Here is a 25,738-nt window from a genome sequence, read left to right as displayed (position 1 = left end):
CGCTTGCCCGCCTATCCCGACAGGTTGAAGTTGCCGGACCCGCCGTAGATGGCGAGTGAGATGAGCAGGGTGACCGTGACGACCGCGATCAACGAGGCGCGCACTGCGTTACCCACCGCGACACCGACGCCGACCGGGCCACCGGTTGCGTTGAAGCCGTAGTAGGTGTGGATGAGCATGACGGCCAGCGCCATGACTATCGCCTGGGCGAACGACCACAGTATGTCCGTGGGTATCAGGAAGGTCGTGAAGTAGTGGTCGTACACGCCGCCGGACTGGTTGTAGAGGAACACCGTCGCAAAGCGGCTGGCGACGAACGACGCGATCACCGCCAGTGAGTACAGCGGGATGATCGCGATCATGCCGGCCATGACGCGGGTGCTGACCAGATACGGAATCGACGGGATCGCCATCGTCTCCAGCGCGTCGATCTCTTCGGAGACGCGCATCGCACCGAGCTGCGCGGTGGAGCCGGCGCCGATGGTCGCGGCGAGGCCGATTCCGGCGATGACCGGCGCTGCGATGCGAACGTTGATGAAGGCGGCGAAGAAGCCCGTCAGTGCTTCGACGCCGATGTTGCCCAGCGAGCTGTAGCCCTGAACGGCGATGGTGCCACCGGTGAACAGTGTCAGGAATCCGACGATCACGACGGTGCCACCGATGACGGCGAGCGCACCGGTGCCCATGCTGATCTCGGCGATCAGTCGCAGAGTTTCACGTGGATAGCGCATCAGCGCCTTGGGAGCGTGACCGAGAGCCTTCGCGAAGAACAGCGCTTGCTCACCGATGCTGTCGATACTGCGAGAGATCGAACCGATCTGTCGACGTGTGCGCGGGAAGCGTCCCGCTGCGGCCAACGCCATCAGATCTCCTCCCGTCTGTCGTTTGTCGTTCTGTCCACTTCGATCTCTCCGACTGCCGTGGGCCTCATCCGGCCGTCAACTTGATACCGATGGTCGTGATGAGCACGTTGACGACGAAGAGCGCCATGAACGCGAACACGACGGTCTGGTTGACCGCGTCACCGACGCTCTTGGCGCCGCCTTTGACGTTGAGTCCGAGGTAGGCCGCAACCAGGCCGGCGATCATGCCGAACAGCCCTGCTTTGACCATGGAGAGCATGAGCTCACCGAATCCGGTGAGCAGTGTGATGCCGTTGACGAACGCGCCGGGGTTCACGTCCTGGATGAACACGGAGAAGACGAAACCGCCGAGGATGCCGATGGTGCAGACCAGTCCGTTGAGGAGCAGCGCCACACCTGTCGACGCGAGCACTCGGGGAACGACCAACCGGTGGATGGGATTGATCCCGAGCACCTTCATGGCGTCGATCTCTTCGCGGATGGTTCGGGCCGAAAGATCCGCGCAGATGGCGGTTGCGCCGGCGCCGGCGACGATCAGCACGGTGACGATGGGGCCGACCTGCGTGACGGTGCCGAGGGCAGCTCCGGCACCACTGAGGTCGGCTGCACCGATCTCGCGCAAGAGAATGTTGATGGTGAAGCTGACCAGCACAGTGAACGGGATTGCGACCAGGACCGTCGGCACCATCGAGACTCGGGCCACGAACCAGGCCTGATCGATGAACTCTTGCCGCTGGAAAGGGCGGGAGAAGACTGCCCTCAAGGTTTGGGCGGACATCTGAAAGAAGCCACCGACCGCTCGTAATGGCACCTCGACGAGGTCTACCATTCGCCCTCCTCGTCCTTGGTTGCCGCAGTACTGTCTGTTCTCATAGTCCAGCCCCCGACAGCTTGTGACTCAGGTCATATTAACTAGAACGTGTTCACCTGTCAAAAACAAGTGTCCAACTCTAAGGAGTAGCCTCACGGCGCCGATCCGAAACCGGAAGATCGGAGACATGGGAAGCATCCCTTTTCGATGCGATTTTCGCCGAAATATCCTGGAAATTAATACTTTTGAATGATCGGCGCCTTTCGGCGCCAGGTTCGAAATTCAGCCATGCGAGAGCCTTGACTGGGCACGCCGATCGAATATCGCATCGTTCGCAGGAATGCAAAATTGGAACACAGTCCAGTTTTTTCGAGACCGTTGGTCTCGTTACAGAACGCAGGCAAACTGCCGCGCCCACCGACTCGTGAACACGCTATTTCTACCAGGAAGTGGACACGTAGACCGTCTGAGTGTGAACAACGGTTCTACGTGTCGCGCACCCGAGAATCAGCGCCGTCGATCAGCCCAACGCGCGCAGGGCCGCCGATGCCGAGAACATCTTTGCCGGGTCACGGTCAGCGAAGTATTCACCCATCACCGCGGACAGCGTTTCCGGCGACCAAGAATCTCCCTCGGCGTCGAACCGCTGCTCGACGACGGGCGCCGCCATCAGCGCAACCATCGGTCCGTACACCACGAATACCTGACCGTTGACGGCGTCGGCCGCCGGTGACGCCAGGTACGAGACGAGCGATGCCACATGCTCGGGCGAGAGCGGATCGATGCCGTCGGCCGGCGCGTCACCGAACACACCTTCGGTCATCGACGTCCGTGCCCGCGGGCAGATCGCGTTGGCCCGAACGCCGTAGCGCGAGAGCCCACGTGCGGCCGACAACGTCAGCGCCGTGATTCCGGCTTTTGCAGCGCCGTAGTTGGGCTGCCCTTCCGGTCCGAGAAGGCCCGCCTCCGAAGAAGTGTTGACGATGCGCCCGTACACCGGCGCCCCGGCTTCCTTGGATTTCGCCCGCCAGTAGGCAGCGGCGTTGCGACACAGGAGGAAATGGCCGCGAAGATGAACTTCGAGTACCAGATCCCAGTCTTCGTCGGACATGTTGAACAGCATCCGGTCGCGTACGACGCCGGCATTGTTGACGACAATATCGACACTGCCGAACTGCCCCTGCGCTGCTTCCATCAGTGCGTCGGCGGTAGAACGCTCACCGACGTTGCCTGCCACGAATTCGACTTTGGCGCCGAGACCGCGGATCTCCTCGAGCGTTGCTTCGACGGCCTCGTTCGGGGCCAGATCGTTGACGACCAACGACGCACCGGCCTTCGCCAGACCGATGGCCTCGAACTTTCCGAGCCCCGATCCGGCACCGGTCACGATGGCGACCTTGCCTTCGAGACTGGTTTCTGGGCTGTTCACAGCATTCATCGAAGCGCTCTCCCGGTTCTCTGCGGTCGTGTGTCGAGTTACCCGGCTCGATTGCCGTGACCCACGAGTTCGCAACTTTAGAACGTGTTCTTGTTTTGGGCAACCATCGTCACGGATGTTCGGTCAGCGCCGCACGCGGGCACTGAGCGATCGCGGAACGGACATCTTCCCAGCGATCCTCCGGCGGACGCACGGAACTGATCACGAGCTCCTCGTTGTCGTCGAGGTCGAAAATATCGGGTGCGATCCCTACGCACACGCCGTTTGCCTCGCAACGGTCCAGATCAACCCTGACCTCCATGGCGATTCCTCTTCTCTACTCACTACTACTGGCGCGAACACGGATACGAAACGAGTGCCGCAGGGCTGTGCCGCACACCGTTCCTGGCGATAACACTAGAACCTGTTTCAGTCGTGTGCAATGATTCGAAAAAGTACCGAGAACGGACGTCGAACGATCCGCCGGAGACGGCGAGAGCGTCCCTTGTCGCCGATGTACGCATCGATAGAACCTGTGTCAATCGAATGGTTGACGCTTTGATTCGTATCTCTATGGAGAGGTAACCATGCACATCACCTACACCCCTGAGCAGCAACAGCTCCAGGAGGAGTTGCGTGCCTACTTCGCACAACTGATGACTCCCGAGCGGCGTGAAGCACTCGCTGCCACGACGGGTGAGTACGGCGAAGGCAATGTGTACCGCGAAGTCGTCGCGCAGATGGGCCAGGACGGCTGGCTCACGCTGGGTTGGCCGAAAGAGTACGGCGGACAGGAACGCTCCGCGATGGACCAGCTGATCTTCACCGACGAAGCTGCCATTGCCGGTGCGCCCGTGCCGTTCCTGACGATCAATTCCGTAGCGCCGACAATCATGCATTTCGGGACGGACGAGCAGAAGGCCTTCTTCCTGCCCAAGATCTCCCGCGGTGAGCTCCACTTCGCGATCGGTTACTCCGAGCCCGAGGCCGGCACCGACCTGGCGTCTCTGCGCACGTCGGCCGTCCGTGACGGTGACGATTACGTCATCAACGGGCAGAAGATGTGGACGAGCCTGATCCAGTACGCCGACTACGTGTGGTTGGCGTGCCGCACCGATCCGGAAGCCAAGAAGCACAAGGGAATCAGCATGCTGATCGTCCCGACCACCGCAGAAGGCTTCTCCTACACCCCGGTTCACACCATGGCCGGCCCCGACACCAGCGCCACTTACTACCAGGACGTACGGGTCCCGGCGTCGTCGATAGTCGGCCAGGAACACGGCGGCTGGGCACTGATCACCAATCAGCTCAACCACGAGCGTGTTGCCCTCACCTCGGCCGGACCGATTCTGACCGCGCAGCGTGAGGTCCGCGAGTGGGCACAGAACACCAAGCTGCCCGACGGCCGACGCATGATCGACCAGGAATGGGTGCAGATCAATCTGGCTCGCGTGCATGCCAAGGCCGAGTACCTGAAGTTGATGAACTGGGAAATCGCCTCCGCAACCGATCACGCTCCCGGCCCCGAAGCGGCGTCGGCCAACAAGGTGTTCGGTACCGAATTCGCCACCGAGGCTTACCGCTTGCTGATGGAGATCCTCGGATCCTCCGCCACGATCAGGCAGAACTCCCCCGGCGCTCTTCTGCGTGGACGCATCGAACGCATGCATCGTTCTTCGCTGATCCTGACGTTCGGCGGCGGTACCAACGAAGTGCAACGCGACATCATCGGAATGACAGCTCTGCGGCTTCCCGCATCGAAGCGATAAGGACCAACGATCATGGAATTCACCCTTACCGAGGCCCAGCAGGACCTGTCCGGACTGACACGATCCATCGTCGCCGAACTGGTCACCAACGACCGCCTTCGTGAACTCGACGCCGCCGAAGACCGTTTCGACGCCCTCTTGTGGAATGCTCTGGCCTCGGCCGGCGTTCTCGGCGCGGCTCTTCCGGAATCGGTGGGCGGAGACGGATTCGGTGTCCTCGAGCAGTGCAGCATCCTGGCCGAACTCGGCCGCGGCGTCGCAGCTGTTCCGTTCCTGACGTCCATCGTCGGGTCCGCCGCAGCGATAGCCGAATTCGGCTCGGACAAGCAGCGCGACGACTGGGCAAGCGCTGCCGCTGCCGGTGAGAAGATACTCACCGCGGCCCTCGCCGAGGAATACAACGACGACCCGGCGCACCCGATCACGCGTGCCGAGAAGACCGCCGACGGTTGGCGCATCGACGGAGCAAAGATCACCGTCGACAGTGCTCCGCTCGCAGATCTGTTCCTCGTCCCCGCCATCACCGAGGACGGTGTCGCGGTCTTCCTCGTCGAACCGTCGGACGCGGGCGTGAGCATTACCAGGCAATCGACCACGGATTTCTCGAGTGCGGCCCTGGTCGAGTTCGATTCGGTGCAGATCCCGGCCGATCGTGTTCTCGGCTCGGTTGCCCAAGGATCCGACATCGCGGCATGGATCGTCGAACGAATTCAGCTCGGTTCCAGCGCCTACCAGTACGGGGTGCTCGATCAAGCGCTGAAGCTGACCGCCGAATACGCCACCGAGCGTGTGCAGTTCGGCCGTCCGATCGGTAGTTTCCAGGCCGTGGCCCAGCGCCTCGCCGACGGATACATCGATGTCAAGGGCGTGCGCCTGACTCTCTGGGCCGCAGCGTGGCGTCTGAGCGAAGGACTTCCTTCCGACGGCGCTGTACAGACGGCCAAGTTCTGGGCTGCAGATGCGGGACACCGCGTCGGGCACACCGCTGTTCACGTTCACGGCGGTGTCGGTCTGGACGAGGACCATCCAGTTCACCGCTACTTCCTCGCGGCCAAGCATCACGAGTTCCTGCTCGGCAACGCAACAGATCAGCTTCGCGCACTGGGCAAGGAACTCGCCGCAGTCCCTGCCTGAGTGCGTCCCACCGAGTGGAAATCCATGACCTGGTCCGAGACGAATCGATGATGATGCAGCTATGAGTCAGCGCCCCACTGTTTCCGATCTACTCCTCGGAGTCAGCGAGATCGACGACCGCGGTATCCGTTTCGAGGACCAGGCCATCACCTGGCGCGAGCACATTCAAGGCTCGTTCGATCGAGCAGCGCTGCTGGACACGCTGCTCGATCGAACGCGCCCCAGGCATTTCGGACTTCTGATGGAGAACGTCCCCGAGTTCTCGTTGCTGCTCGGAGCGGCATCGTTCTCGGGTTCGGTCGCCGCCGGGCTGAACACGACCAGGCGCGGCCCGGCATTGGCGCGAGACATTGCGCTCTCCGACTGCCAGGTCATCTTCACCGAGAACAACCAGGCACATCTACTCGACGACATCGATCTCGGCGACGTCCGGGTGATCAACGTGGATTCTCCGGCCTGGGCGGAATTGTTGGCGCCCTTCGCCGATACGCCGGCCTACGCGTCGACGGCGCAGCCCGACGATCTGTTGATGCTCATCTTCACTTCCGGAACCAGCGGTGATCCCAAAGCGGTTCGCTGCACGCACCACAAGTTGGCCTCTCCCGGGGTCATGCTTGCCGATCGTTTCGGGCTCGGCGCCGACGACGTCGTCTACATGGCGATGCCCATGTTCCATTCCAACGCGATGATGGCGGCGTGGACGGTCGCGCTGCACGCTCGTGCGGGAATTGCCATGCGACGCAAGTTCTCCGCTTCGGGTTTTCTACCCGACGTTCACAAGTACGGAATCACGTACTCCAACTACGTCGGAAAGCCGTTGTCCTTCATCGCTTCCACCCCCGAGGTGCCGAACGAGCGGGACAACACCTTGAAGATCATGTACGGCAACGAGGGTTCGGCGCCCGCCGTCGCCACCTTCGTCCGGCGCTTCGACGCTCGCGTCATCGACGGGTTCGGTTCCACCGAGGGCGGCATTTCGATCTCCGCGGCACCGGTTCCCCGGCCCGGCGCCCTCGGACTGCTCCCGGACGGCGTCAAGATCCTCGATCCCGAGACCGGAGCGCCATGCCCGCCTGCAGTCTTCGATGCCGACGGCCGGATCACCAACGCCGACCAGGCAACTGGTGAACTGGTCAATGTCACCGGCCCAGGCACGTTCGCCGGGTACTACAAGAACCCGGAAGCCGACGCCGAGCGAATGCGCAACGGCCAGTACTGGAGTGGCGATCTGGCGTACACCGACGTCGACGGTTACGTCTACTTCGCGGGACGCAGTTCCGGTTGGCTGCGAGTGGACGGCGAGAACATCGGTGCTGCACCCATCGAACGCTCCCTGGTCGGTTACCCGGGCTTCGCGCAGGTGTCCGTGTACGCAGTCCCCGACAGCGACGTCGGCGACCGCGTCATGGCGTCGGTGATTCCGGTCGGCGATGTCGACAACTTCGACCCGGCAGCCGTAGCCGAATACATCGATTCCCGGCCGGAACTCGGGCCGAAGCAGAAGCCGACCTTGATCCGAGTGTGCAGTGAGTTCCCGAGAACGGCGACGTTCAAGGTGGTCACTCGAACGCAGAGCGCCGAACGCTGGAACACCTCCGATCCGGTGTGGATCCGACGGCGTGGAGAATCCGACTTCCAATTACTCACTCCCGAAATGGCACTCGGCCTCGAGAAGACGCGAGAGCCCGTCTAGCCCGATATCTCAGTAGTGCTGAGCAAGCGGTTTGTGCGCAGACACCGTTTTGTAGAACTCGGTGAGCCGAAGCTGTGACGCCGCTGCCTCGTCGATCACCACTGTCGCGTGTGGATGCAGTTGGAGGACCGATGCCGGACACACCGCGGCCAGCGGCCCCTCGACGGCAGCGGCAATCGCAGCAGCCTTGTGCTCGCCGGTCGCGATCATCACCAGATGCCTTGCTTCGCAGATAGTTCCGAGTCCCTGGGTGATCACGTGCCGTGGTACGTCGCCCGGACTCTCGAAGAACCGGGCGTTGTCGGTTCGAGTCTGTTCCGTCAGCGTCTTGACCCTGGTCCTCGAATTCAGTGAGGACGTCGGTTCGTTGAAACCGATATGACCGTTGCCGCCGATGCCCAGAAGTTGAACGTCCACCGGACCATTCGACGCAATCGCCCGGTCGTAGGCCGCCGCGGCGGCAAATGGATCCGGCGCGGTTCCGTCGGGGCTGAATACCCTTGCCGCGCCCAGGTCCAGGTGATTCACCAGCTCGGTGCGGATCACCTGGGCATACGACTCCGGATGGCCTTCCGGCAGGCCGACGTATTCGTCCAACAGGAACGCCTGCACGCCGGCAAAACTCAACCCTTCCTCGCGGTGACGGCGCGCGAGTTCGCGGTACACCGAGAGCGGTGAAGATCCTGTCGCCAGGCCCAAAGTCCGTGCACCTGAATGCACCGCGTGTTCGAAGATGTCGGCAACAACGGTGCCGGCCGCCTCCGCACTGTCGACAATGACAATTTCCATCGGTTGATTCCTCAGCTTTCGATGTAGTTCATGAGCCAGGTCCCAGCGGCCATGACGGCGCGGGTTTCGAGTTCTGGACCGGTGACGATCAGATCGGCCCGGCAACCCGGCACGAGATCGCCGACTATTCCGGCCAGCCCCATCAGCGCAGCAGGCGTTGCTGTCGCTGCGATGACAGCCGAAAGCAGATCGACGCCCGCGTGATTGACGGCTCTGCGGACAATGTCCATCAACCGACTCGTCCCGCCTGCAATGGCCTTGTCCCCCTGGCCGGCCAGTCGCGCCACGCCACCGACCACGTCGACGTCGAGAGGTCCGAGTGGGTAGCGCCCGTCGGGCATTCCCGCCGCAGCCATCGCGTCGGAGACCAACGCGATCTGATGCGGACCGACCAGATCGAACACCGTCGCCACCGTCTCGTCGGCCAGATGTACTCCGTCCCCGATCAACTCGACCACCATCTGACCTTTCGCGGCCGCGGCAAGACACGCCGCCACTGCGCCGGGAGCGCGATGATGCATCGGAGCCATACCGTTGAACAGGTGAGTGGCGCTGAGCGGTGCATGCGCCGAGTGTGCGATCGAACGTGTCGCAATCGGGTTGGACGCATCGGTGTGTCCGATACTCACGACGGCACCGTGACGCTCCAGCAATGAGGCAAGTTCGCCGAAGTGTGCTGTCTCCGGAGCGATCGTCATCGAGCGGATGTGCCCGCGGCCGGCTTCGAGCAGCGACTCGAGCAGAGCCGGGTCGCCGTCGAGAATGCTGTCGGGATCCTGGGCGCCACAACGGAGTACCGACAGGAATGGACCTTCCAGGTGAATTCCGGCCAGCGTACCCTCGTCCACCAGTCCTGCCAGGAGCTCGATGCGACCGTGCAGGATCTGCGGCGGCGCGGAGACGAGCGAGCCGATCACCGAGGTCGTGCCGTTCGTCCGGTGGTGATCGGCAGCCACGGTGGATCCGAACTCGTCTGCCTCGGGGAAACCGAATCCGCCGGCGCCGTGGCAGTGAACGTCCACCAACCCCGGGATGATCGTTGTACCCGCAGCTGCCCGTTCGGGTAACGGGTCGGTTCGCTGCGACGCGGGTCCTGCCCACACCACACGATCACCGGAGATCTCGACAATCCCGTCCGAGAGCAATCGACCACCGGTCACCAATTGTCCACGCAGAATTTGTCCACGAAGTATCACGACATCACCTGCGGTACAACGGGAACTTCGGTATCCGCGATCGACAACTCGCGGAGCACGGCGTCCGCGAGCACGTAGTGCCCTTGTTCGTTCGGATGGAATGCGTCAGCCAGGAGAGCCGGCGGTGGACCATCGGGAGAATGGGCCGTCCACTGCGCGTAGTGGTCGACGAACACAACGCGCGTCGAGGCGGCAACCTGCCGCACGACCTCGACGTACTGAACCAATCCCGCTCTGGTGGGCGCATTCTCGACGTCGATCGGTGGCGGCGTCTGCAGGATCGGCACCGCACCGATCGCTCGCGTCCGGAAAATCATGTCCGAGAGGTCGTCTCGAAACCGCTCCAGTCCTTCTTCGCCATCCAATGCGTCATTCGTACCGAGCATGATCAACACCACCGAGGGTTCGAACACTTCGATGCGGTGTGCGAAACCCGCACGCACATCGGAGGATCGATTGCCGCTCACCCCGGTGTTGACAAGGACGTGGTTGAACAAGGAAAGTTCACCACGGACGCGCTCGGCGCAGTGTTCGACGTAACTTCGATGACCGTCGGTGTGCGTCAATCCCTGAGTGATGCTGTCGCCGGTGAAGACCCACCGTATCGGCGTCGAGGAGTCTACGAGCAAAGTCTCCAGTCGAATCCGTTCAGCAGTCCTGGACTTCAAAGCCTTCGACGTCGGGGTCACACTCTCGACCTTTCGGCGCCCGATACTGCGGCTGCGAATTTCGACGTGATGAACGCCGGATCCGTGATTGCGGTTCCGACAACCACCGAGTCTGCACCCAGGGCGATGGCGCGTGCCGCATCCTCCGGGCTGTGGTATCGCCCCTCGGCAATGAGGACTGCATCTGGAAGTGCCTGCCGCAGTTCCGAGATCAGTTCCAGGTCCGGGCCGGCCAGCCGTCGGCTGTTCTCGGTGTATCCCGCCAGTGTGCTGGAGATGACGTCGGCGCCCGCCGCGGCGGCAGCGACGCCGTCCTCGAGTGTTCCACAGTCGGCCATGACGAGGCCGCCGCGATCATGGACCGCTTCGACGGTGTCGGCAAAGGTCAGCCCATCCGGACGAGGTCGCAGCGTGGCGTCGGCAGCCACGATCTGCGCACCCGAATCCACGACTTCGAGGGCTGATTCCCTTGTCGGCGTGATGAACACGCCCTCCGAGCCGATCTTCGTCAAACCGATCACCGGTACCTTCACTGCCGACACGACTGCTGCGACATCCGGGGTTCCGCCCACACCGCCGCAGCGGATAGCCACCGCTCCCCCGTCGACCGCAGCGCGGGCCATCCTCTCGATGGTCCCGGTGTCGCGCAGGGCATGGCCGTGTCCGGCCTGACAGGACACGATCAGCTTCCCGCTGATGATCGTGAGCAATTCTTCGACAGTCACGGTGTTACCTCGATTCGTGTTGCGGCGGCCAGGAGCGCAGCGCCGACGAGCGGCGCATCGGTGCCCAAACGAGCAGGAAGAATGGCGGTTTCGGCAATGGGGCCCATCGCTTCCACCCGGAAAGCGGACGTCAGCGGCGACAAGAGGTCCGCTCCGATCTGGGCTGCACCGCCGCCGATGACGATCACCTCGGGATCGAATGCGGTGGCGACGCCGGCCAGGACTCGGCCGAGCAGAGTACCGGCGTCGGAGACCACGGCACGGGCGATCGGATCGCCGGAGCGCATGAGTGCCACCACTTTCTGCAACGGTTGAGTGGGCACACCCGCCCTCGCTGCGTACTCGGCCGCCATCGCCGGGCCAGACGCGACTGCCTCGAGGTGATCGGTTCTGCCGCAACCGCAACCTATCGCCCCGGAGACCGGAACCAACAGATGCGCGAGCTCGCCGGCTGTTCCGTGGGCACCGTGGTACAGCTGACCGCCCACGGTCAACGCGCCACCGATTCCGGTACCGATCGAGACGAACAGTGCAGAGCTTCGACCGCGACCGGCGCCGATCATGTTCTCGCCGTGGGCCATCGCGCGCACGTCGTTGTCCACCGTCACCGGTAGGCCTGAGTGTGCCTCGAGTTCTCCGCGAACCTCGGCGCCACTCCATCCGGACAGAATGTCGGAGGCGAAGACGACGCGGCCACGCACCCGATCGATGATTCCCGGTGCACCGACTCCGATTCCGGCTACCGTGTGATTCGCCCTCAGACGGTCGATCAACGCGGTAGCGGTCCCGAGAACGGCTTCCCTACCCGCCGTCGGTGTTGCCGCACGAACGGTGTCGATCACGTCTCCGTCGGACGTCACCACCGCGGCAGCCACTTTGGTGCCGCCGATGTCGATACCGATCCATCGCTTCTGCCCAGATGTCATGTCAGAGGAGCCCGGCCTGTTCCAGAACGACCTTGATCGTTGCGGTCTCGGACTCGTCGAGCGAGAGCATCGGCGCGCACATCGTGTTGCCGGTGATGACGCCGCGCAGGGCCAGAGCCGTCTTGAACGCGCCCAGACCCGCGGCACCGGCACTGACGCGACCCGGTGTCGGCGCCTCGACGATGGAGAACAGTTCGGTGAGTCGATCCTGCTCGGCCTTAGCTGCGGCCCAGTCTCCTGCCTGCGCAGCGCGCCACAGTCGTACGTAGCCGTGCGGGTCCACGTTGGCCAGGCCGGGCACTGCGCCCGAAGCACCCATCAGCAGGCATCCGTCGACGACTACCTCGTGCCCGGTGAAGACGGCGAAGTTTTCGAGCCCGGCCGACTGACGGAGCAACATACGGAAACTGACGTCGTCGCCGCTCGAATCCTTCACGCCGGCGATGACTCCCTCGCGACCGAGCTCGACCAGCATTGCCGGGCTGAGCTTGCTGTGGACACGAACCGGCACGTCGTAGGCGAACAACGGAAGATCCACTGCGGCGTGGATGGAGCGGAAATGCGTTGCCGTCTCGGCTGCATCGGTGATCGCGTAGAACGGCGCCGTCGCGACGATGGCATCCGCGCCCGCTTCACGCGCCTGCTCGGCAACGGCGATGACCCGGTTGGTGGTCATGTCGTTCACTCCGACGAGGACCGGTACCTGGCCGCCGACGTGACCGATGGCCGTCTGCACCACCTGGGCGCGCTGAGCGTCGGTGAGGTAACCGACCTCACCCGAGGAACCGAGGACGAACAAGCCGTCGACTCCGGCTTCGATCTGCAGTGAGAGCAGGCGTTCGAGCGACGTGGTGTCGACCTCGCCCTCGAGCGTCAGGGGTGTGACGATCGGCGGGACGATTCCGCTGAAGGTGGTGGTTTCCGTGCTCATGGGGTCTCCATATGTTGGTTGTCGGATTGAGTTGTGGGTGCGGCTGTCAGGGAGAAACGGAGACCGGCTGACCGCTCGAGGCGGACAGATAGGCAGCATCGATCACGCGCATCGACGCGCGGGCGTCTGCCACGGTGTAGTCGGGTTCGGTCCGTGTGGGAAGTCGATCGAGCACGTGAGAGAGAAAGCTCGACACCGCGTTGTCCGAACCGAAGCCGCCGATGGGTAGTGCGGTCACGTCTCCCGAGGCCGCGAAGTGGGTCACCGCGGGTTTGTCGTCGTCGGAACTCGCGTATCCGTGGGATCCGAGGACCCGAACCGTCGCGGTATTCGCGCCGAAACCCGGTGCTGCGGGGATTCTTCCGACGGTCACCGTCGCGGTGACTCCGTTTTCCAGGGCGAGCGAGATCAACGCCGTGTCTTCGACGCCGAACTGCTGGTGGGCCCCGCCGTACAGTGTGCTCGTCTCGGCGTACACCTCGGTGACGTCCAGGCCGGTGAGGTATCTGAGGTAGTCGGCGGCGTAACCGGCGAAGTTCACTACTTCTCCCCCGCCGGAAAGCGCGGGATCCACCACCAGTTCGGGACGCTCGACGGACGTCGCGAAATGTGTTCCGCTTGCGAGGAACTCGATGTCGACGTGGCGCGGCAGTCCGAGATTTCCGGCGTCGATCCAGCGGCGCAGTCGCCGGAGCGCAGGTGAATGAGTGCGGTTCACCACCGTACAGATTCGCCCGTTCGACCGTGCCGCTTCCTCGACCGCCGCGGCCTCCGACTCGTCGATACCCACCGGCTTGTCCACCAGGACGTCGAGTCCCGCGTTCAGTGCGGAAATCGCAAGCCGTGCATGCCTGGTCGGCTCACTGCAGATGATCGCCAGGTCTATCCGTTCGGGGTCGAGCAGCTCGCCGAGTTCGTCGATCCACTCGATGTCTGCGGCCTTTGCCATCGCGATTCCGTCCTCACGAATCCAATCGGGGACCGAGGATTCGTCGGAGGCCCCGACCAGGCTCACTCGAGGATCGGAACGCAACAGGTCTGCATAGGAGCCGGCATGCCTTACGCCGCTGACAAATCCGACGCGGATCGAAGCGGTGCCGGTCATTGGTTTTCTCCGATCGAGATCGCGCGGCCGGTGTCGAGTGATTGCTGTGCAGCGATGGCCGTAGCGAGAGCTGCACGCACCTGCCAGTTCTCGACTATCGGGGTCGCTGAACCGTCGAGAGTGGCGATCCAGTGGCGCATCTGATGCGACATCGCGTCCTCGATCGACGACGGCGGCGCGTTGGTCGTGTCCGTCATCAGTCCCGGGTCGTCGCCGGTGTCGTGCGCGAGCGTGCCGGAAGTCCCCGACACCACGATCCGGCGTACCATCTTTCCCGATTGTGGTAGCGCGTAGGCCAATTCGATGAGAGCCAGCGATCCGTCCTCGAAGCGAACGGTCAGATGGAAGCTGTCGTGCACGGGCATCCCCGCCGCGAAGGTGGGGAAACTACGAGCGAACACACGGGTCGGACGACGACCGATCAGCCACGTCACCAGATCGAGTGCGTGGGTTCCGTTGTGAACGGGGTGACCACCCGAACGTTCCTTGTCGTGTTGCCAGCCTCGCCAGCCCCCTGGCCAGACATGGCCGGTGTACCAACTGAGATGGATCAACCGGGGGTCGCCGATGGCACCTTGTGCAACCGAGTTTCCGATCGAGGTGATCGACGGCTGGAATCGTACGGTCTGTCCGACCATCAGTGAGGTGCCGTTACCTTCGGTGGCCTCGACCATGGCGTCGAAGTCCGCGACTGTCAGCGCGGCCGGCTTCTCCACGTGCACATGCTTTCCCGCGCGGCCCGCGGCTATCGTCACGGGTGCGTGGTCGGGAGTGGCCCCGACGACGTTGACCGCCTGCACGCTCGGGTCGGCGAGAATCTTCGCCAGATCGGTACTGGCCTTCGCGCCCGGCGCCAACGCCGCAACCGATGCGGCCCGGTCCAAGTCACTGCCGAATACGTAGGCGACTTCGACCGACGGGATGCGCGCCAAGGCGCTGACGTGGTCCCGCGCGATTCCGCCACTACCGATGACGGCTACACGCACCGTCACTTGGCACTTCCCGAGAGCGCTGCCGGTTCGCCGCCACCGAGTCGCACCTGTTCGGCGACGACGAGTGCGCGTTCACGTGCGTACGTCAACGGCGAGTCGGGATCAGCCTTGCCGTCGAGAACTGCTGCCATCTCGTCGATTTCGTGACGAATCGCAGCCTGCATCCACAGCGAGGATCCTCCGTTGCCCGAGTTGTACTTCTGCGTCCTGCTCGCAGCGTCGATCAACGATTGGTTCTCGGTGTCGACGTCGAAGATCGGCCACGACTCTACGACCTGTCCCCCGCGCAGTCGGCTGACCCGGCCGGTGTGGAAGTCCGCGTGGACCGAACCTTCGGTGGCATCGACGGTCAGCTGCCACGACGAAGTGTGTGACCGCGTCGAAATGGTGTGTCTGCCGATCGCGCCGCCGGCGAACGACACCACTGTATTGCGGAAGCCGTCGTCCGCGGTGGCGATGCTCGACACGGCAGTCACCTCGCCGCCGAGCCAGCACATCAGGTCCAGTTCGTGAATCTCGTGAGTCAGTTCTCCACCCGTTCGGCTCTTGTCGAGCTTCCACCACTGTGGATCTGCGCCGTCGGTGTCGATCCAGCGTGAGCGAGACGTTTCGATCGCAGCGACCTCGCCGAGCTCCCCCGACGCCAGCAGGTCCGCCAGACGTCGTACACCCGGCATCATCCGCATGATGTGCCCGACCATCAACGGCGAACCGCTCGCGTCGGCGCTCGCGATCATGTTCTGCGCATCGACCAGTTCGACGGCGAGTGGCTTCTCGACAAAAACTGCCTTGCCGTGTTCGAGCGCCGCGATGGCAGGTTCGGCGTGCGCGTGATTGGGCGTCGCGACGACAACGAAGGCCAACTCCGGGTGAGCGGCCACCGCGTCGTGATCGTCTGTCGGGGTTGCCGAGAACTCTGCGGCGACGTCCTTGGCCCGCTCGAAGTCACGGTCGCACAGCATCGTCAGTTCGAAACGTGGATGGGCAGCCAGCTCGCGAGCGAGGGAACTACCGAAGAATCCGCAACCGACCACACCGACTTTGTATCGGGTCATGAAGTCTCCAAAGATTGGATGAGGGATGTCCTATGTTATACGGCCAGCGTCATCGCTCGTCAATTCGACGCCGGTAACACAGTCTTCATCTATGCAGGTGAGCGCACTATTTTTGGCTCGAATCCGGCGAAACGTCGAAGTTCGGCGCCGCCAGTTCCGAAGATTCTCTAGACGCTTTCTGATCCACAATGTAAGTTACGCAACATCGGACGTCGAACATAGGACATCCCCTATCCACTCCCTTGATGTCCCGCTCCCCGCCTTGGAGGCCGCCTTGAAGAACGAACGACCGCTGAGCTCCGCGTTCACCCGCCGAGACCTGTTCCGGTACACCGGGCTACTGGGAGCTGCAGCAGGTATCACCGCGACTCTCGCGGCCTGTGGCGGCGGGCCGTCGTCGACCTCGGTTGTCGGCGGTTCCGCGAGCACCGGCGATCTGACCACCGCCATCGGATACGGCAACGACCAGAGCTTCGACCCGATGCAGACTGCATCCGGTTTCCTCATGGCAGCGGTCAACCACGTCTACGAGGGACTGCTCGAAAACGATCCAGGCACCGGTGAGACGTATGCGGCGCTCGCACAGGCCGTCCCGACCGACGCCACCGCCTCGAGCTGGACCATGAAAATCCGCGAGGGAGCAACCTGGCACGACGGCACTCCGGTCACCTCGGACGACGTCGTCTTCACCTTCGATCGCATCCTCGATCCACAGCAGAACGTACTGATCCGCTCCTTCTTCTCCTCCTGGCTGCAGTCCGTCACCAAGGTCGACGACCAAACGGTGACCCTGAACTTCAACTACCCGTTCAGCGCTGCCGCACAGCGTCTCTCGATCGCCAAGATCATGCCCAAGCACGTCTTCGACGGCCACTGGGACGAGGCCAAGTCCGGAACGCTGGTCGTCGGTTCCGGTCCGTACAAGCTCAAGAGCCACACCCCCAAGAGCAACACAGCTTTCGAGGCCTTCGAGGCGTACAACGGGCCGCGTCCGGCCAACTTCGCGACCATGAACTGGCTCTCCATCGTCGACACCTCCTCACGCATCGCGCGCGTCTCGGGCAACAATGCCGGTGCACAACTCGCCGACAACATCCCCGTCGCCAACGTCCCCACTCTGACCTCCGGTGGGCGCACCGTCGAGGGCAACCCGGGCATGAACCTCATGTACCTGCTCTTCGACACGACTCAGGCACCGTTCGACGACGTTCGTGTTCGCCAGGCGATGTTCTATGCGATCAACACCCCGAAGATGATCGAGATCGCCCTCGGCGGCAAGGCAGCACCGGCCACGAGCTACCTGTACGAGCGCAACCCCGACTACGCGCGAGCGTCCACCGTCTACTCGTACGATCCGGACAAGGCCCGCTCGCTCCTCGCTGCCGCCGGTGTCAGTGGCCTCGACCTGACGCTGCTCTCGACCAACGTCAGCTGGTTGGCCGACTGCTTGCCGACCATCAAAGAGTCTTGGGACGCAGTCGGATTCAACACGACACTCGAACCGCAGGACACCAGCGCCATGGTGAGCAAGCTCAACAGCGGCCAGAAGTTCCAGATCGCCGCCGGTACGTCCAACCCGCAGGCATTCGGCAGCGACGTCGACCTTCTCGTCCGCTACACGTACAGCAAGGGCGGCTTGTGGACGAAGACCTACGCCAAGTGGGACGACACCCCCGAAGCGCAGAAGATCTACGCCACCATGGACGAAGCCACCCGAGAGACCGACCCGGCAAAGCGCAGCACCCTCGTGCAGTCGTACCTGAACCAGATCGCCGAAAATGCTGTCTACTACCCGGTTCTCCATCAGGAGCTCCTGACTGCGTGGGATCCGAAGAAGATCGCCGACGTCACTCCGCTGCCGTACCCCGGCGTCAACCTGCTTCAGGCGAAGCCGGCCTGATACCCGCCCGCTCGGCCGTTTCCCACAACTGAGAGATCCCCCGATGGCAAGAGTCCTCCCCATGCTGATCAGGCGATTACTGATACTGATCCCCCTGATCCTCGGCATCATCGCGTTCGTCTTCATCGTGATGCAGTTCGCGCCCACCGATCCCGCAACCGCGGCGTTCAACGGTGGCAACCCGACTGCGGAACAGTTGCAGCAGTTCAAGGAAGAGAACGGACTGCTCGATCCGCTTCCGCTGCAATACGTTCACTTCGTGACCGATCTGGTCAGCGGCAACATGGGTGACAGTCTGATTTCCGGTACCCCGGTGTTGGATTCGATCTCCACCGCTCTGCCACTGACCATTCAGCTCACGGTTCTCGGACTGGTGATCGCCATCGTGCTCTCGCTGATCTTCGGCGTCACCAGCGCACTGTTCCGCGATCGTTGGCCGGATCAGGTCATCCGAGTGATCTCCCTCGGTGGTGTGGCGGCACCGTCATTCTGGTTGGCACTGCTGATGATTCAGTACCTTGCTGTCCAACTCGGATGGTTCCCTACCGGTGGCTACGTCAATCCGAGCGACTCCGTCAGCGACTGGCTCTGGTACATGGCGCTCCCGGCGCTGTCCCTGTCACTGCCCGTCGCAGCACAACTCACGCGCATCATCCGCACGTCGATGGTCGAGGAGTTGGACAAGGACTACGTCCGGACCGCGATCGGCAGCGGCCTGCCCTATCACGTGGTGATCGGACGGAATGTGTTGCGTAACGCGCTGATCAACCCGCTCACCGTCCTGGGCCTCCGTGTCGGTTACCTCCTCGGTGGCGCTGTGGTCATCGAGCAGATCTTCGGCCTGCCCGGCATGGGTCAGCTCATGATCAACGGCGTCACCAACGGTGACCCCGCAGTCGTTCAGGGAGTTGTCATCGTCATCGCGGTCGGCTTCGTCGTCGTCAACCTCGCCGTCGACATCCTCTACCTGCTCGTCAATCCACGACTTCGGAGCGCAGCATGATGAGAAGAAAACTCACCGAGAAGCTTTCGCGACCCGGCATCACCTTTTCTCGCTTCCCCCTCTCTGCCTGGCTGTCGATGGCGGTTCTCGCGATCATCGTGCTCGCCTGCCTCTTCGCGCCGCTGATCACGCAGTACACCCCACTCGAACAGGCGGTAGGTACCGCGGGCCCCAGCGCCGACCACTGGTTCGGTCAGGACAGCCTCGGCCGAGATCTGTTCAGCCGCTTGCTCTACGGCGGACGCTGGTCGCTGACCATCGGTCTCGGTTCCACCTTCCTCGCACTGTGCGCCGGCGCTCTCATCGGATCGGTGGCCGCAACGAGCCGAAAAGGCGTCGACGAGACCATCATGCGTGTGCTCGACGTGGTCATGGCGTTCCCGGGCATTGCACTCGCTGCCGTACTCGTCGCGGCCTTCGGTGGTTCGATCCCGGTTCTGATCGTCACTATCGCGTTCCTCTACACACCGATGGTGGCTCGCGTCGTTCGCGCAAACGTTCTCGCTCAGTACGGCGAGGACTACGTCGCGGCCGAAAAGGTCATCGGCGCAAGAACTTCACACATCGTCGTCAAGCACGTCGTAGCCAACTGTGCTGCGCCCGTTCTCGTCTTCTGCACTGTCATGGTCGCCGACGCCATCGTGCTGGAAGCCAGCCTGTCGTTCATCGGCGCCGGTGTGCGTCCCCCGGACCCGTCGTGGGGATCGGTGATCGCGGACGGCAAGAACATGGTCCTTCTCGGTGGTTGGTGGGCAACGGTGTTCCCCGGCCTGCTCATTCTGCTGACGGTGCTCTCCCTCAACGTGCTCGCCGAGGGCCTGACGGACGCGATGGCCGATCCGAGTCTGAAGAAGACCAAGAAGACGCCCTCCGCGCTCCAAGCAGCGCAGACCGCTGCAGCGGAGGAGACCTCCAACGAGCTCATTCTGGAGGACGAAGCCGCATCGGTCACCGACACTCCGGAGTTGATAGACGACTTCGCCGATCCGAGCGTCGTGAAAGATGTTCTCGAGCCGGCCGCCGAGCCGACTCCTCTCGAAACGCACCTGAAGATCCTGGCGGAAACCGAGCGGTCCCGCTCCGATCGTCTTGTGTACGAGGGCGATGCCGCGCCACTCCTCGAGGTCCGCAATCTCACGATCCGGTTCCCGGAACGCTACGGAGACACCGCGATCGTCGACAACGTGAGCTTCACCGTCCGCCCGAACGAGACGATGGCACTCGTCGGCGAGTCCGGTTGCGGAAAATCGCTCACGTCGCTGGCGATCATGGGTCTGCTACCCAAGACGGCAGTGGTGACCGGCGAGATCCTGTTCGACGGAGTCAACGTCCTCGAGCTGAACAACCGAGAGCGAAACAAGCTGCGCGGGCACGACATGGCCATGATCTACCAGGATGCGCTGAGTTCACTGAATCCGGCGATGCTGATACGCGCGCAGTTCAAGCAGCTCACCAAGCGCGGCGGTACCCGCACAGCCGAGGAACTGCTCGAACTCGTCGGACTCGATCCGGTGCGCACTCTCGCCAGCTACCCACACGAGCTTTCCGGTGGTCAGCGCCAGCGCGTTCTGATCGCCATGTCGCTCACCCGCAGTCCACGGTTGATCGTCGCGGACGAGCCCACCACCGCCCTCGACGTCACCGTCCAGGCCCAGGTCGTGGACTTGCTCAACGATCTTCGGGAAAAGCTGGGGTTTGCAATGGTCTTCGTCAGCCACGACCTGGCTCTGGTAGCCTCCCTGGCCCACAAGATCACGGTGATGTACGCCGGTCAGGTCGTCGAGTCGGCGCCCACGAGTGATCTGCTCGTCGATCCCCGCCACGAATACACCGAGGGCCTTCTCGGTGCCGTTCTCTCTATCGAGGACGAAGCGCCGCGACTGCATCAGATTCAGGGAACTGTTCCCTCGCCCGGAAACTTCGCGGCGGGTGACCGTTTCGCCGAGCGTTCCACTCGCCCGGACTCCGACCCCCTCCGTAAGCCGGAGATGGTCCGAATCGACGGGACCGAGCATTGGTTCGCCAACCAGTCCGCGACTCCCGTACGTACAGAATCGGAATTGGAGAGCGTGCGATGACTACAGCTGAAGCACCCATCCTGGAACTGAAGAACATTCACGTCGTCCACAAGACCCGTTCGGGATCACTGTTCAAACCGGGCACGGTTCACGCGGTCAACGATGTCAGTATCGACGTACGACGAGGGACGACGATCGGCATCGTGGGCGAGTCGGGTTGTGGCAAGTCCACTCTGGCCAAAGTCATGGTCGGACTGCAGAAACCGACGTCGGGCGACGTGGTCTTTCGCGGCCGAAGCGCTCTGACCCGGTCGGCCGGCGTGCGCAAGGAGTTCGGCCGGGCGATCTCGATCGTCTTCCAGGATCCGGCTACCGCGCTCAATCCCCGAATGACGGTGGCCGACATCCTCACCGATCCACTCGACGTCCACGGCATCGGCAACCGCGCGAGCCGAACCGCCCGAGTTCGCGAGCTGGTCGGTTTGGTCGGACTCCCCCAATCTGCGCTCGAAGTCATCCCGAGCCAGATCTCCGGCGGTCAGCGGCAACGTGTCGCGATCGCGCGTGCACTCGCGCTCGAACCTGACGTCATCGTGGCCGACGAGCCGACGTCGGCGCTCGACGTCTCGGTGCGAGCGCAGATCCTGAATCTGCTCAGCGACATCAAGGCTCGGTTGGGGCTCGGCATGGTGTTCATCTCGCACGACATACAGACGGTGCGGTACGTCTCCGACACCATCGTCGTCATGAACGCCGGGCGGATCGTCGAGCAGGGAACGGCCCAGGAAGTATTCGACAGCCCGTCCGATGCGTACACGGCCAAACTGCTGGGTGCGGCGCCCAGCCTCCTGCAACGCACCGTTGACGTGGGTTGACCAATGGAGCGGATGACCGGACATAGGATGAAGGACGTTCGTATCAGAAAAGGGGAATCGATGTCTGTCCGGAGTGGCACACAGGGCGCTCGTTTCAGCGCGCAAAACCGCATGCGCGCACTTCAGACGGACATCATGAACTTGATCCTCGAACGCAGGCTCTCCCCCGGCGACCCGATGCCCACCGAGGCCGAACTGTCCGAGGAATTGGGTATCGGCCGAAACACGCTCCGGGAGGCGCTCAAGGTTCTGCAGGCCTTGGGTGTCGTCGAGATCCGTCACGGCTTCGGAATGTTCGTCGCCCCTAGCAACTTCGACGCTCTCGCCGACGGCCTGACCTTCCGTGGCCGGTTGTCCTTGCAGGGCACCGGGCACGAGGCGATGGAACTGGTCGACATTCGTCAGGCACTCGAGACCGGACTGATCGGTGCGGCGATGGCCGAGATGACGTCGGCCGACCACGCCGACCTCGACGAACTCGTCACCGGCATGGAGGTCCGTGCCGCTGCCGGGAAGAACTTCTCCGACATCGACGCGACCTTCCACTCCCGCCTGTACTCCCCGCTGGACAACCAGGTCCTCGCTCAATTGATGGACGTCTTCTGGCAGGTGTACAGCGAGATCCAGCAGGCCATCGGGCATTCGGATACGCCACTGATCGACATCGCGTCGAAGCACCGTGCGATTCTCGACGCGATCCGTACGGGTGATGCAGTCGAGGCGGCGCACACTCTCGATGTGCACTTCGGTGGCCTGCGCGAGCGGATCGCGAGTCTCCATGCGTCCGAAGCGCAGTAATTTCGAAACACGTGATTTTGCTCCGCTGGCTCACCATCGCGCCCGTTCTTCCGGCAAAATTACAGGTATGAAGAACCCGAACCTGACGCCTTCGCGCGTTCTCGCAGTTGTTCTCGCTGCCGCCCTGGTCATTTTCGTGATCGCACGCCGCCGCGACGACGGCGCCCTCAGCCGCGGAGAATGGTTGTCGGACACCGTCGGACCGGACGACCTCGCCGGCTGAACGACGTGTGCCCTCGGCCGAAACTCGGCCGAGGGCACACGCACGTGTCATCTACTACTTCATCGAATCCAGTCGGGTTCGCGCGTCCTCGAACCCGGACACCAGCTCTGCCATGACCTCGGCGACCGGGCGGATCTCGTTCATCCGTCCCACGATCTGACCGACGGGCATTGCCACAACTTCCGGGTTCTCCGATGCAGCGATTCTCTGATGAGCGTCGCTGACCAGAAGGTTCTGCAGCGGCATCGGCAAGGGCGCCGGTGCTCCCGGGTTCGACCAGGCTTCCGTCCACTTGGTCTTGAGCAACCGAGCGGGCTTACCCGAGTAGATGCGCGAACGAACGGTGTCGGCCGACGTCGCGCCCAACAGTGCACGCTGAATAGCGGACGGGCCCTCGCCCGATGCACTGCCGAGTTTGTATTCGGACGTGGTGAGCCAGTACGAGCCCATCCACACTCCGGACGCACCGAGTGCAAGTGCGGCAGCCACCTGACGGCCGCTGCCGATACCCCCGGCAGCCAGTACGGCAGCTGAATCACCCAGTGCATCAACGATTTCCGGAACGAGAACCATCGATGCGATTTCGCCGGTGTGACCGCCGGCCTCGTAGCCCTGCGCGATCACGATGTCGACACCGTTCTCGACGTGACGACGTGCATGCTCGACGGCGCCGGCCAGCGCTGCTACCGGTACGCCCTTCTCGTGCGCCTGATCGATGACGTCCTTCGGCGGTGATCCCAGTGCATTCGCAATCAACGCAATCCGGTGTCCCAGAGCAACATCGACGTGTGACCGCGCCACCGAGTGAAGCCATCCCAGTACGCCGGTCGCATGCTCGACGTCGTCGGAAAGCGGCGGCACACCGAGCTCGTCGAGCGTGCGGTTGACGAAAGCGCGGTGCTCCTCCGGAATCAGCTTGTCGAGATCGACGGCGCCGCCCTCGGTCGGCACCTTGGCCGGCATGACGATGTCGACGCCGTACGGCTTACCGTCGGTGTTCTCGTCCATCCACGTCAGTGCGGCTTCGAGCTCTTCCGGGTCGTTGAACCGGACGCAACCGAGCACGCCCAGACCTCCCGCGCGGCTGATCGCGGCCGCGACGTGCTCGGAAGGAGTGAATCCGAAAATCGGGTATTCGATGCCGAACTTGTCGGCGAGATCCGAACGCATCAGGCTTCCACGCTTTCGTTTGCGGACGCCACAGGAGCGCCGTTTCCGTTGTGATCATCGGCCTCGCGCGATTCCGTTTCGGCCTTCGCCCAGCGGTAGTCGGGCTTGCCTGCCGGGTTGCGCTTGATCTGGTCCACAAACCACACGCTGCGCGGAACCTTGTATCCGGCAATCTCTTTGCGTGCTGCGGTGGCGATGTCGTGCAGCGTCGGCGACGTGCCTTCGCGTACCTGGACCACTGCGGCAACGCGCTGACCGAAGCGCTCGTCGGGGATACCGACCACCAGGACGTCGAAGATGTCCGGGTGCGCCTTCAAAGCGCCCTCGACCTCTTCCGGGTACACCTTCTCGCCGCCGCTGTTGATCGACACCGACCCGCGGCCGAGCATCGTGACCGTGCCGTCGGCTTCGACCTGCGCATAGTCGCCGGGGATCGAGTAGCGAACGCCGTTGATGGTGCGGAAGGTTTCGGCCGTCTTGACCTCGTCCTTGTAGTAGCCGAGCGGGATGTTGCCCTTGCGAGCGAGCATGCCGCGCTTGCCCGATCCGGGTTCGACCTCGTTGCCGTCGTCGTCGAGAACCGTTGTGGAGGCGTCGATCTTGACCGTCGGACCGCCAGTGTGCTTCTGACCCTTGCTCAGCACGGCCAGTCCGCCGAAGCCGGTCTCGGATGCTCCGATGGAGTCGGTCAGCAGGCGGTTGGGCAACAGTTCGAGGAACTGCTCCTGGATACTCGGCGAGAAGAGTGCAGCACTGCTGGCCATCACGTAGAGCGTCGAAAGATCGTACGGCTCACCGGTCTCCGGGTTTCCGGCGATGAGTGCGTCGAGCATCGGACGGCCCATCGCGTCACCCGTGATGAAGATCAGGTTGACCTTGTGCTTGTCGATGTTCTGCCACACCTCGTGGGCGTCGAATTCCGGGTGCATCAAACAGGTTCCGCCGCCGAAGAGGCTGTGGAATACCGCCGACTGCGAACCGCCGTGAATCATCGGAGGGATCGGGTAGCGGATCATGCTCGGGTTGGCGGCGCCGACCTTCGCCATCTCGTACTCGTCCTCGACCGGAACTCCGGTGACGAAGTTGATGCCTCCGCCGAGAACACGCCACCAGTCCTCGTGACGCCACATGACGCCCTTGGGACTTCCGGTGGTGCCGCCGGTGTAGAGCATGAAGATGTCGTCGTTGCTGCGCTCTTCGAAATCACGCTCACCCGAACTCTGCGCGAGTGCGTCCTCGTAGCCGATGCCGAAAGCACTGAAGTCCAGATCGGTGCCGTCCTCGACCACGATGACGGACTTGACCTTGGGAGTGTTCGGCAGGACGTTCGCGACCTTGTCCGAGTAGCGGCGCTCGTGAATGAGCGCAACCATGTCGGAGTTGTCGAAGATGTACTGCAACTCGTTCTCGACGTACCGGTAATTGATGTTGACCATCACGGCCCGGATCTTGAAAACCGCGACCATGGCCTCGATCGCCTCGATGACGTTCCGGCAGTAGATGCCGACCTTGTCACCCGGCTGAACGCCATGTTCACGCAGGTAGTGACCGAGGCGGTTTGCTCGGTCCTCCAACTGTGCATAAGTCATCTCGCGGTTGTCCGAGACCAGCGCAACGCGGTCCGGAACGAGGTCGATTGCGTGCTCTACGAAGTCTGCGATGTTAAGGGCCACGAGT

24 protein-coding genes are annotated in these 25,738 nt (G+C 63.0%); 9 read left to right on the top strand and 15 right to left on the bottom strand.

Annotation, left to right across the window (positions count from 1 at the left end; all coding sequences use genetic code 11):
- Window positions 1–11 precede the first annotated feature (11 nt).
- The 4 genes from P0M12_RS16990 to P0M12_RS16975 all read right to left on the bottom strand — a co-directional run bounded on the left by P0M12_RS16990 (window position 12) and on the right by P0M12_RS16975 (window position 3,413).
- Entirely contained in the window at window positions 12–863 is an 852-nt protein-coding gene (locus P0M12_RS16990) for an ABC transporter permease (RefSeq protein ID WP_065351963.1), read from the bottom strand.
- Window positions 864–927: 64 nt separating this feature from the next.
- Window positions 928–1,692 carry an ABC transporter permease gene (locus tag P0M12_RS16985; protein ID WP_003945687.1) on the bottom strand — a complete coding sequence of 255 codons (765 nt, stop codon included), beginning with the start codon at window positions 1,690–1,692 and terminating at the stop codon, window positions 928–930.
- A 502-nt stretch (window positions 1,693–2,194) separates the two neighbouring features.
- Entirely contained in the window at window positions 2,195–3,112 is a 918-nt protein-coding gene (locus P0M12_RS16980) for a 3-oxoacyl-ACP reductase (protein ID WP_065351962.1), read from the bottom strand.
- A gap of 109 nt (window positions 3,113–3,221) precedes the next feature.
- Complete coding sequence (locus P0M12_RS16975) at window positions 3,222–3,413, bottom strand: ferredoxin (protein WP_007734330.1); 192 nt, start codon at window positions 3,411–3,413, stop codon at window positions 3,222–3,224.
- A 265-nt stretch (window positions 3,414–3,678) separates the two neighbouring features.
- Between P0M12_RS16975 and P0M12_RS16970 the strand changes: the two genes are divergently transcribed.
- The 3 genes from P0M12_RS16970 (at window position 3,679) to P0M12_RS16960 (ending at window position 7,687) form a co-directional block, all read left to right on the top strand.
- Window positions 3,679–4,860 carry an acyl-CoA dehydrogenase family protein gene (locus P0M12_RS16970; protein WP_003945878.1) on the top strand — a complete coding sequence of 394 codons (1,182 nt, stop codon included), beginning with the start codon at window positions 3,679–3,681 and terminating at the stop codon, window positions 4,858–4,860.
- Between the two features lie 12 nt (window positions 4,861–4,872).
- The gene (locus tag P0M12_RS16965; RefSeq protein WP_042449516.1) at window positions 4,873–5,994 is read left to right on the top strand and encodes an acyl-CoA dehydrogenase family protein; all 1,122 of its coding nucleotides are present in this window, start codon (window positions 4,873–4,875) and stop codon (window positions 5,992–5,994) included.
- A gap of 61 nt (window positions 5,995–6,055) precedes the next feature.
- Complete coding sequence (locus tag P0M12_RS16960) at window positions 6,056–7,687, top strand: long-chain-fatty-acid--CoA ligase (RefSeq protein ID WP_277376597.1); 1,632 nt, start codon at window positions 6,056–6,058, stop codon at window positions 7,685–7,687.
- 9 nt (window positions 7,688–7,696) lie between these two features.
- On the opposite strand, the gene nagB is transcribed toward P0M12_RS16960, so the two are convergent.
- The 9 genes from nagB to P0M12_RS16915 are packed head-to-tail and all read right to left on the bottom strand — an operon-like array spanning window position 7,697 to window position 16,074.
- Complete coding sequence (gene nagB / locus P0M12_RS16955; RefSeq protein WP_277376596.1) at window positions 7,697–8,476, bottom strand: glucosamine-6-phosphate deaminase; 780 nt, start codon at window positions 8,474–8,476, stop codon at window positions 7,697–7,699.
- 11 nt (window positions 8,477–8,487) lie between these two features.
- Window positions 8,488–9,672 carry an amidohydrolase family protein gene (locus tag P0M12_RS16950; protein WP_277376595.1) on the bottom strand — a complete coding sequence of 395 codons (1,185 nt, stop codon included), beginning with the start codon at window positions 9,670–9,672 and terminating at the stop codon, window positions 8,488–8,490.
- Window positions 9,669–10,361 carry an SGNH/GDSL hydrolase family protein gene (locus P0M12_RS16945; RefSeq protein ID WP_042920430.1) on the bottom strand — a complete coding sequence of 231 codons (693 nt, stop codon included), beginning with the start codon at window positions 10,359–10,361 and terminating at the stop codon, window positions 9,669–9,671. The genes P0M12_RS16950 and P0M12_RS16945 overlap by 4 nt, the downstream gene beginning before the upstream one ends.
- The gene (locus P0M12_RS16940) at window positions 10,358–11,065 is read right to left on the bottom strand and encodes an N-acetylmannosamine-6-phosphate 2-epimerase (protein WP_161120933.1); all 708 of its coding nucleotides are present in this window, start codon (window positions 11,063–11,065) and stop codon (window positions 10,358–10,360) included. The genes P0M12_RS16945 and P0M12_RS16940 overlap by 4 nt, the downstream gene beginning before the upstream one ends.
- The gene (locus tag P0M12_RS16935) at window positions 11,062–11,991 is read right to left on the bottom strand and encodes an ROK family protein (protein ID WP_277376594.1); all 930 of its coding nucleotides are present in this window, start codon (window positions 11,989–11,991) and stop codon (window positions 11,062–11,064) included. The genes P0M12_RS16940 and P0M12_RS16935 overlap by 4 nt, the downstream gene beginning before the upstream one ends.
- A gap of 1 nt (window position 11,992) precedes the next feature.
- Window positions 11,993–12,922, bottom strand: a complete 930-nt coding sequence (locus tag P0M12_RS16930) for a dihydrodipicolinate synthase family protein (protein ID WP_211921488.1) — start codon at window positions 12,920–12,922, stop codon at window positions 11,993–11,995.
- Window positions 12,923–12,968: 46 nt separating this feature from the next.
- Window positions 12,969–14,027, bottom strand: a complete 1,059-nt coding sequence (locus P0M12_RS16925; RefSeq protein WP_042920434.1) for a Gfo/Idh/MocA family oxidoreductase — start codon at window positions 14,025–14,027, stop codon at window positions 12,969–12,971.
- Entirely contained in the window at window positions 14,024–15,019 is a 996-nt protein-coding gene (locus P0M12_RS16920; protein WP_277376591.1) for a Gfo/Idh/MocA family oxidoreductase, read from the bottom strand. The genes P0M12_RS16925 and P0M12_RS16920 overlap by 4 nt, the downstream gene beginning before the upstream one ends.
- Window positions 15,016–16,074, bottom strand: coding sequence for a Gfo/Idh/MocA family oxidoreductase (locus P0M12_RS16915; protein WP_277376590.1), 1,059 nt, complete (start codon window positions 16,072–16,074; stop codon window positions 15,016–15,018). Before P0M12_RS16915 ends, P0M12_RS16920 begins: the two co-directional genes overlap by 4 nt.
- Before the next feature lie 274 nt (window positions 16,075–16,348).
- Between P0M12_RS16915 and P0M12_RS16910 the strand changes: the two genes are divergently transcribed.
- The 6 genes from P0M12_RS16910 (at window position 16,349) to P0M12_RS16885 (ending at window position 22,891) form a co-directional block, all read left to right on the top strand.
- Window positions 16,349–17,974, top strand: a complete 1,626-nt coding sequence (locus P0M12_RS16910; protein ID WP_007734285.1) for an ABC transporter substrate-binding protein — start codon at window positions 16,349–16,351, stop codon at window positions 17,972–17,974.
- 43 nt (window positions 17,975–18,017) lie between these two features.
- A complete protein-coding gene (locus P0M12_RS16905; protein WP_003945671.1) occupies window positions 18,018–18,977 on the top strand; it encodes an ABC transporter permease in 960 nt (319 codons plus the stop codon).
- A complete protein-coding gene (locus P0M12_RS16900; protein ID WP_277377923.1) occupies window positions 18,977–21,055 on the top strand; it encodes a dipeptide/oligopeptide/nickel ABC transporter permease/ATP-binding protein in 2,079 nt (692 codons plus the stop codon). The genes P0M12_RS16905 and P0M12_RS16900 overlap by 1 nt, the downstream gene beginning before the upstream one ends.
- Window positions 21,052–21,870, top strand: coding sequence for an ATP-binding cassette domain-containing protein (locus P0M12_RS16895; protein ID WP_003945888.1), 819 nt, complete (start codon window positions 21,052–21,054; stop codon window positions 21,868–21,870). Before P0M12_RS16900 ends, P0M12_RS16895 begins: the two co-directional genes overlap by 4 nt.
- A 60-nt stretch (window positions 21,871–21,930) precedes the next feature.
- Window positions 21,931–22,668: an FCD domain-containing protein gene (locus tag P0M12_RS16890; protein WP_007734278.1), complete on the top strand. Its 738-nt coding sequence runs from the start codon at window positions 21,931–21,933 to the stop codon at window positions 22,666–22,668.
- A gap of 67 nt (window positions 22,669–22,735) precedes the next feature.
- Window positions 22,736–22,891, top strand: a complete 156-nt coding sequence (locus P0M12_RS16885) for a hypothetical protein (protein ID WP_003945810.1) — start codon at window positions 22,736–22,738, stop codon at window positions 22,889–22,891.
- Between the two features lie 54 nt (window positions 22,892–22,945).
- On the opposite strand, the gene P0M12_RS16880 is transcribed toward P0M12_RS16885, so the two are convergent.
- Together P0M12_RS16880 and P0M12_RS16875 are read right to left on the bottom strand one after the other, a co-directional pair.
- A complete protein-coding gene (locus P0M12_RS16880; protein WP_003945863.1) occupies window positions 22,946–24,061 on the bottom strand; it encodes a nitronate monooxygenase in 1,116 nt (371 codons plus the stop codon).
- Entirely contained in the window at window positions 24,061–25,734 is a 1,674-nt protein-coding gene (locus P0M12_RS16875; protein WP_039973409.1) for an acyl-CoA synthetase, read from the bottom strand. Before P0M12_RS16875 ends, P0M12_RS16880 begins: the two co-directional genes overlap by 1 nt.
- Window positions 25,735–25,738: the final 4 nt, after the last annotated feature.

It is taken from the genome of Rhodococcus sp. RCBS9, assembly GCF_029457415.1.
In the GTDB taxonomy this organism is placed as follows: Bacteria; Actinomycetota; Actinomycetes; order Mycobacteriales; family Mycobacteriaceae; genus Rhodococcus_F; species Rhodococcus_F qingshengii.
Note: the sequence above shows the minus strand (reverse complement) of the source record. Positions and strands in the feature narration are given on the sequence as shown.

Excerpts from the sequence above, each read along its gene's own strand:
- P0M12_RS16895 (WP_003945888.1), top strand. The coding sequence starts at position 21,052 with ATGACTACAGCTGAAGCACCCATCCTGGAACTGAAGAACATTCACGTC.
- P0M12_RS16975 (WP_007734330.1), bottom strand. The coding sequence starts at position 3,413 with ATGGAGGTCAGGGTTGATCTGGACCGTTGCGAGGCAAACGGCGTGTGC.
- P0M12_RS16885 (WP_003945810.1), top strand. The coding sequence starts at position 22,736 with ATGAAGAACCCGAACCTGACGCCTTCGCGCGTTCTCGCAGTTGTTCTC.
- P0M12_RS16960 (WP_277376597.1), top strand. The coding sequence starts at position 6,056 with ATGAGTCAGCGCCCCACTGTTTCCGATCTACTCCTCGGAGTCAGCGAG.
- P0M12_RS16880 (WP_003945863.1), bottom strand. The coding sequence starts at position 24,061 with ATGCGTTCGGATCTCGCCGACAAGTTCGGCATCGAATACCCGATTTTC.
- P0M12_RS16965 (WP_042449516.1), top strand. The coding sequence starts at position 4,873 with ATGGAATTCACCCTTACCGAGGCCCAGCAGGACCTGTCCGGACTGACA.
- P0M12_RS16985 (WP_003945687.1), bottom strand. The coding sequence starts at position 1,692 with ATGGTAGACCTCGTCGAGGTGCCATTACGAGCGGTCGGTGGCTTCTTT.
- P0M12_RS16980 (WP_065351962.1), bottom strand. The coding sequence starts at position 3,112 with ATGAATGCTGTGAACAGCCCAGAAACCAGTCTCGAAGGCAAGGTCGCC.
- P0M12_RS16935 (WP_277376594.1), bottom strand. The coding sequence starts at position 11,991 with ATGACATCTGGGCAGAAGCGATGGATCGGTATCGACATCGGCGGCACC.
- P0M12_RS16925 (WP_042920434.1), bottom strand. The coding sequence starts at position 14,027 with ATGACCGGCACCGCTTCGATCCGCGTCGGATTTGTCAGCGGCGTAAGG.
- P0M12_RS16905 (WP_003945671.1), top strand. The coding sequence starts at position 18,018 with ATGGCAAGAGTCCTCCCCATGCTGATCAGGCGATTACTGATACTGATC.
- P0M12_RS16890 (WP_007734278.1), top strand. The coding sequence starts at position 21,931 with ATGTCTGTCCGGAGTGGCACACAGGGCGCTCGTTTCAGCGCGCAAAAC.
- nagB (WP_277376596.1), bottom strand. The coding sequence starts at position 8,476 with ATGGAAATTGTCATTGTCGACAGTGCGGAGGCGGCCGGCACCGTTGTT.
- P0M12_RS16915 (WP_277376590.1), bottom strand. The coding sequence starts at position 16,074 with ATGACCCGATACAAAGTCGGTGTGGTCGGTTGCGGATTCTTCGGTAGT.
- P0M12_RS16900 (WP_277377923.1), top strand. The coding sequence starts at position 18,977 with ATGAGAAGAAAACTCACCGAGAAGCTTTCGCGACCCGGCATCACCTTT.
- P0M12_RS16930 (WP_211921488.1), bottom strand. The coding sequence starts at position 12,922 with ATGAGCACGGAAACCACCACCTTCAGCGGAATCGTCCCGCCGATCGTC.
- P0M12_RS16990 (WP_065351963.1), bottom strand. The coding sequence starts at position 863 with ATGGCGTTGGCCGCAGCGGGACGCTTCCCGCGCACACGTCGACAGATC.
- P0M12_RS16970 (WP_003945878.1), top strand. The coding sequence starts at position 3,679 with ATGCACATCACCTACACCCCTGAGCAGCAACAGCTCCAGGAGGAGTTG.